The organism is Streptomyces sp. FH025, from assembly GCF_017427025.1.
Taxonomy (GTDB): domain Bacteria; phylum Actinomycetota; class Actinomycetes; order Streptomycetales; family Streptomycetaceae; genus Kitasatospora.
In genome coordinates this window covers 1-5,478 of record NZ_JAFLNG010000536.1, presented here as the reverse complement: position 1 = coordinate 5,478, position 5,478 = coordinate 1, and the positions used below count along the sequence as shown (strand labels likewise).

Below are 5,478 nucleotides of genomic sequence, written 5' to 3'. Positions count from 1 at the left end.
CAGTCGGCGGAGGGCGGCTGATCTGTTGCCGGTGGAGCGGACGGAGCGGGCAGAGCGGGGCATGGAGACTCCTCTGGTCCGATCGGAGTCGGAGAATGGTCCGACCGGGTGGCACCGTAGTCATGGACCCGACAGATAGCCAGGACCCTGAGGTGAATTCGTAAACACGTGTCATATGCGCCGACCATCCGACTCGGTGGGTCGCCCGGCCTGACCGGCATAACCGCTGGTCGGCCCGCTGTGGCACGATGCCCGGACGCTTTCCCGTACGAGATGAGGAACCGCCATGTCAGAGACCGTCACCGGCACCGCCGGGGAGCTCGTCTTCCGTCCCGCCAAGCCCGCCGACGTCCCGGCCCTGGTCGCGTTGGTCGAGTCCGCGTACCGGGGCGACGCCAGCCGGGCCGGCTGGACCACCGAGGCGGACCTGCTGGCGGGGCAGCGCACCGACGCCGAGGGGGTGGCGGAGGCGGTCGGCCACGCCGACGGGCTGGTGCTGCTCGCCGAGCGCGACGGTGAGCTGGTCGCCTGCTGCCAGCTGGAGCGGCGCGGCGAGTGCGCGTACTTCGGGATGTTCTCGGTGCGGCCCGGGCTGCAGGGCGGCGGGGTCGGCCGGGCCGTGCTCGCCGAGGCGGAGCGGCTGGCCGGCGAGGAATGGGGCGTCGGCGCGATGGAGATGACGGTGATCGAGCAGCGGGCCGAGCTGATCGCCTGGTACGAGCGGCGTGGCTTCCACCGGACCGGGGAGTTCAGCCCCTTCCCGTACGGCAACGAGCGCTTCGGCATCCCGCTGCGGCCGGACCTGCGGTTCGAGCGCCTCGTCAAGGAGATCGGGCGGGGCTGAGGGGAGCGGCCGGGGCGAGCCCGGAACCGGTTGAACCGGAGGGTGTTCCGGGCCCGTTCTCAGAGGTGTTCCAAGGGGTCAATTCGTTGATCGTTTGACGTTTCGTCGGCAGGTGACTGAGAGTCAAGTCCCTGACCAGGGGCGATGCGGAGATGTCATACCTCGTTCATGATTGGTCTAGGCCAATGTGAGAGGCTGAGCGCGCACGGCAAGGTTCCGTCCGCCTGCCCAGAGGGGCCATTTCCGCATGCCCGTACTCCATGGCACCGCCATGCCCGCACCCGACACCGGTCCGCGCCGGAAACCCGCGGACCCCGACCTCCGCCTGCCCGCCCCGCCCGACGACGAGGAGCTCTACTGGTACTTCGGCCCGCAGCGCCGCTGGGTGCTGCTGTGCGCCACCCTCTCCTACGCGGGAGCCACCGCCACGCTCGGCCTGTTCGCTCTCAGCAAGCCGCTGCTGTGGCCGTTCCTGCTGCTCACCGTGCTCAACGCGGCCACCTGGCTGCTCTCGCTCACCGACGGCCAGCGCGCCCGCCGCTTCACCCGCGACTCGCACGACCTGCTGCTGCGCGCCTGGAACCCCGCCCGCCACCCGAGCGTGGACCTCCTGCTGCCCACCGCCGGCGAACCGCTGGCCGTCCTGGCGAACGCCTACCGGCACACCGCCGCCGTCCGGTGGCCCGGTGAGCTGACCGTCATCGTCCTCGACGACGCCGCCCGCCCCGAGGTGCGCGAACTCGCCGAGTCCCACGGCTTCGAGTACCGCGCCCGCCCCGACCGGGGCCGGTTCAAGAAGGCCGGCAACCTCAACCACGGCCTGGCCGAGGGCAACGGCGAGATCGTCGCCGTCCTGGACGCCGACTTCTGCCCGCGCCCCGACTTCCTGCACCACCTGGTGCCCTACCTCGACAACCCCGAGGTCGGCATCGTGCAGAGCCCGCAGTGCTTCGACACCGACGCCGACATGTCCTGGCTCGAACGCGCCGCCGGAGCCACCCAGGAGATCTTCTACCGCTGGATCCAGCCCTCCCGGGACGCGCAGGACGGCACCGTCTGCTGCGGCACCAACGCCCTCTACCGCCGCGCCGCCCTGATGCGCATCGGCGGCTTCGCCGAGATCGACCACAGCGAGGACCTCTACACCGGTCTCGCGCTCGCCCGCGCCGGGTGGACCACCCGGTACGTGCCCGCGCTGGTCGCCAAGGGCATGTCGCCCACCGGCCTGCCCGCTTTCATCAGCCAGCAGTACCGCTGGTGCCTTGGCTCCCTCGCCCTCGTCCGCGACCCGGACTTCCGCAGGGGTCCGCTCTCCCGCTCCGCCCGGCTCTGCTTCTGGAACGGCATCCTCGGCTACCTCACCAGCGCGGTGAACGTCTTCGCCGTGCCGCTGCCCGCGCTGATCATGCTGTTCTTCAGGCCGGACGAGATCCAGCCCTGGCAGGTGCTGCCCTTCCTGCCGCCGATCTGGGTCGCCCTCGTCCTGCTGCCCGCGATGTCCCGCACCCGCTGGCGCTTCGAGGTCACCCGGGTCCAACTCCTGGGCGGGCTCTGCCACATCGTCGCCATCGGGCACGCGCTGCGCCGCCGCTCCGCCGACTGGGTGCCCACCGGCGCGGTGTCCGGCCGCAGTTCGCTGGCCCGTACGGTCGCGCGGCTCGGGGTCGGCTGGCTCGGCTTCGTCGTCCTCGCCGGCGTCGCCGGGCTGGTCCGGGCCGGCCTGGAGTACGGCTGGCGGCCGTTCTGGGCGCTCGCCGGGCTGCTCGCGCTCACCGCCTACACCATGGTTCCGCTGATCCGGTCCCTGTGGCCGCTGCTGGGCGGTGGCAAGGACGCCACCGCCGGCGAGGTCGCCGCGCCGGTGCGCAGCCGCTCCGGAGAGATCGGGTTCGGACGGGCCGAGGCCGTCGCCGTCACCGCCGTGCTGCTGCTGGGCGGGGTGCTGGCCTCCGGCTGGGCCGATCCGCTGATCTTCTGAGCCGTCCTTCGCACGACCTTCTGACCTGCTCTTCCTGCTGACCTGCTCTTCGAGTCGCTTTCCTTGCGCGTCGCCCCACCGGCGCGGACTCCGCCGTCGGCCGCCCCATCGGCCCGGCGGGCCCACCACCGCTGCCAGCCCTGCAAGGAGCACCGCCGTGTCAACGGCCGTACCGCCTTCGTCCTCGTCCAGTTCCGCTGCTTCCGCAGCACCCGCCTCCGCCGCCGTGCAGGCCAACGAGCTGCTGCCCGGAGTCGTCCGGGTCGACCGGCAGACCGCCGTCCCCGAGCCCGCCGCCGCCGTGCAGGCCACCCGCCGACGCACCGCCTTCCGCCCCGACATCGAGGGGCTGCGCGGCATCGCCGTACTCTCCGTACTCGCCTTCCACGCGGCCGTACCCGGCCTGACCGGCGGTTACGTCGGCGTCGACATCTTCTTCGTCATCTCCGGCTTCCTGATCACCGGCCTGCTGCTCGGCCGCCCGCTCGGCCTGTGGGACTTCGCCGCGCGCCGCGCCCGGCGCATCCTGCCCGCCGCCGCCACCGTGCTCGTCGCCACCGCCGTCGCCGGTGGCGCGCTGCTCGACCCGCTGCGCGGCACCGACCTCGCCCGCGACCTCATCGCCGCCGCCGGGCAGTTCGCCAACTGGCGCTTCGTCGGCCAGCAGACCGACTACCTCGCCGCCGAACACGACCCCAGCCCGCTCCAGCACTTCTGGTCGCTGGGCGTGGAGAACCAGTTCTACCTGCTCTGGGGCGTCCTGCTGCTCGGCCTCGCCCGCTACCTGCACGGGCGGCGCCGGACCGTGGCGATCACCCTCGCCACCGTGGCCATCGGCGGTGTCTCGCTGGTCCTGTGCCTGCGCTGGACGGCCACCTCGGCGCCGCTCGCCTACTTCTCCACCGGCAGCCGGCTCTGGGAGTTCGCCGCGGGCGCCTGCGCGGCACTGCTGGGCCGCGCGGCCGCCGTACGGACGCCCGGACGCCCCGTGGCATGGACGCTGCGGCTGCTCGGCTGGGTCGGCCTGGCGGCCGTCCTCGCCCCGGTCGTCCTGTACGACCGCGACACGCCGTTCCCCGGCGCCGCCGCGCTGGCACCCGTCCTCGGCACCGCCGCCGTCCTGCTCGCCGGCCCGGCCGAGCGCGCGCTCGGCGCCGGTGACGCCGGACGCCTGCTCGGCAGCCGCCCGCTGCGCGCCGCCGGACGCCTGTCGTACGCCTGGTACCTGTGGCACTGGCCGGTGCTGACCATCGCCCAGGCCCGGTACGGCGCACTGCCCTGGACCACTCTGGTCGCGCTGACCGCGGCCAGCGCGCTGCCCGCCTGGCTCACCCTGCGGCTGGTCGAACAGCCGCTGCGGTACGGCAGCAGCCCGGCGCCCCGGCGCGGCCTCGCGGTCGGGGCCAGCGCCCTGGTCATCCCGCTGATCGCCGCCCTCACCCTCGGCGGCGGCACCGTACGGGCCCTCGGCGGCGCGGCCGCCGGGCCGATCGCCGCCCCGGCCGGCGCCGTCGACGGGCCGACCCTGCTCGCCCCCGGCACCCGGGTGCTCAGCCTGACCCCCTCGCTGGCCCGCGCCCGGGAGGACTTCCCGCCCGGCAAGGGCTGCGAGATCCCGCTCAACGCCGACAGCAGTCCGCGCTGCCTGTTCGGCGACGAGAACAGCCCCGACCGGATCGTGCTGCTCGGCGACTCGCACGCCGGACAGTGGATCTCCGCCGCCCTGAAGCTCGCCGAACAGCGGCACTGGGCGCTGGAGGTCCTCGTCAAGCCCGGCTGCCCGCTGGCCACCCTGACCGTGCGCAACAACGTGCTCGGCCGCACCTTCGAGGAGTGCGACCGCTGGCGCGAGAACACCCTCACCCGGCTCACCTCCGGCCCCAGGCCGCGCCTGGTCCTGATGGCCGGCCTCAACCGCTACGGCAGCCAGCAGGAGCGCACCGAGGGCTGGACCCGCACCCTCGACCGCCTCACCGCCCTCGGCGCACCGCTCGCCTACCTCGGGGACACCCCCATGCCGGGCAAGGACATCCCCACCTGCCTGGCCGCCTCCGACGGCCGCTCCGACGCCTGCTTCTTCCCCCGCGACACCGCCTTCGAGCCGGACCCGCTGCTCGAAGGCGGCCTCGCCGCCCGCTACGGGGTCAGCACGCTGGACCTCGGCCCGCTGCTCTGCCCGGGGACGGGGCCGAGCTGCCCCGCCGTCCTGGAGGGCGTGGTGCTCTACCGGGACACCGGGCACATCACGGACACCCTGGCCCGGGTGCTGGCGCCACGGCTGGACAAGGCGCTGCTGGGGGGTGCCGCGTAGCGCCCCGCCTTCTCGGCGCCCCGCCTTCCGGGCGCCCCGGCCCGCTGGCGTCCAGCGGGCCGGGGGCCGCTCCGGCTCAGCCGTAGACGCTGTGGCAGAGCCGGGCCTGCTCCGAGCCGGCCGGCCAGCGGCCGATGCGTTCGGCCTGGTCACACAGGCTCTCCGGCCCGAGGGACGGCGTGGCCGTGTCCGGCGGTGGCGGCGCCGGGACGGCATGCGTGGACGCGGCCGAATGCGGACTGTGGGTCGCCTTCGGGTGAGGGCTCGCCGGCGCGTGCTGGGCCTCGGCCTGCTCCGGCGCGGCGGAGGGGGCCGCCGGAGGCTCCGGCGGGATGTTCGGCAGCG

The 5,478-nt window shown here is 74.0% G+C and carries 3 protein-coding genes and 1 pseudogene; 3 read left to right on the top strand and 1 reads right to left on the bottom strand.

Annotated elements, in window-relative coordinates; translation table 11 throughout:
• The first annotated feature begins 286 nt into the window (after nucleotides 1–286).
• The 3 genes from J0670_RS28765 to J0670_RS28755 all read left to right on the top strand — a co-directional run bounded on the left by J0670_RS28765 (nucleotide 287) and on the right by J0670_RS28755 (nucleotide 5,133).
• A complete protein-coding gene (locus J0670_RS28765; RefSeq protein ID WP_207814611.1) occupies nucleotides 287–844 on the top strand; it encodes a GNAT family N-acetyltransferase in 558 nt (185 codons plus the stop codon).
• A gap of 247 nt (nucleotides 845–1,091) precedes the next feature.
• Nucleotides 1,092–2,822 carry a cellulose synthase catalytic subunit gene (locus J0670_RS28760; protein WP_307806740.1) on the top strand — a complete coding sequence of 577 codons (1,731 nt, stop codon included), beginning with the start codon at nucleotides 1,092–1,094 and terminating at the stop codon, nucleotides 2,820–2,822.
• A gap of 157 nt (nucleotides 2,823–2,979) precedes the next feature.
• Entirely contained in the window at nucleotides 2,980–5,133 is a 2,154-nt protein-coding gene (locus J0670_RS28755; protein WP_207814610.1) for an acyltransferase family protein, read from the top strand.
• 76 nt (nucleotides 5,134–5,209) lie between these two features.
• Here J0670_RS28755 and J0670_RS28750 read toward each other — a convergent pair.
• Nucleotides 5,210–5,478, bottom strand: a pseudogene (locus tag J0670_RS28750) (hypothetical protein); the annotation flags it as partial.

What these genes read in the sequence shown, in the direction of transcription:
- J0670_RS28765 (WP_207814611.1), top strand. Translation starts at nt 287, where the DNA reads ATGTCAGAGACCGTCACCGGCACCGCCGGGGAGCTCGTCTTCCGTCCC.
- J0670_RS28760 (WP_307806740.1), top strand. Translation starts at nt 1,092, where the DNA reads ATGCCCGTACTCCATGGCACCGCCATGCCCGCACCCGACACCGGTCCG.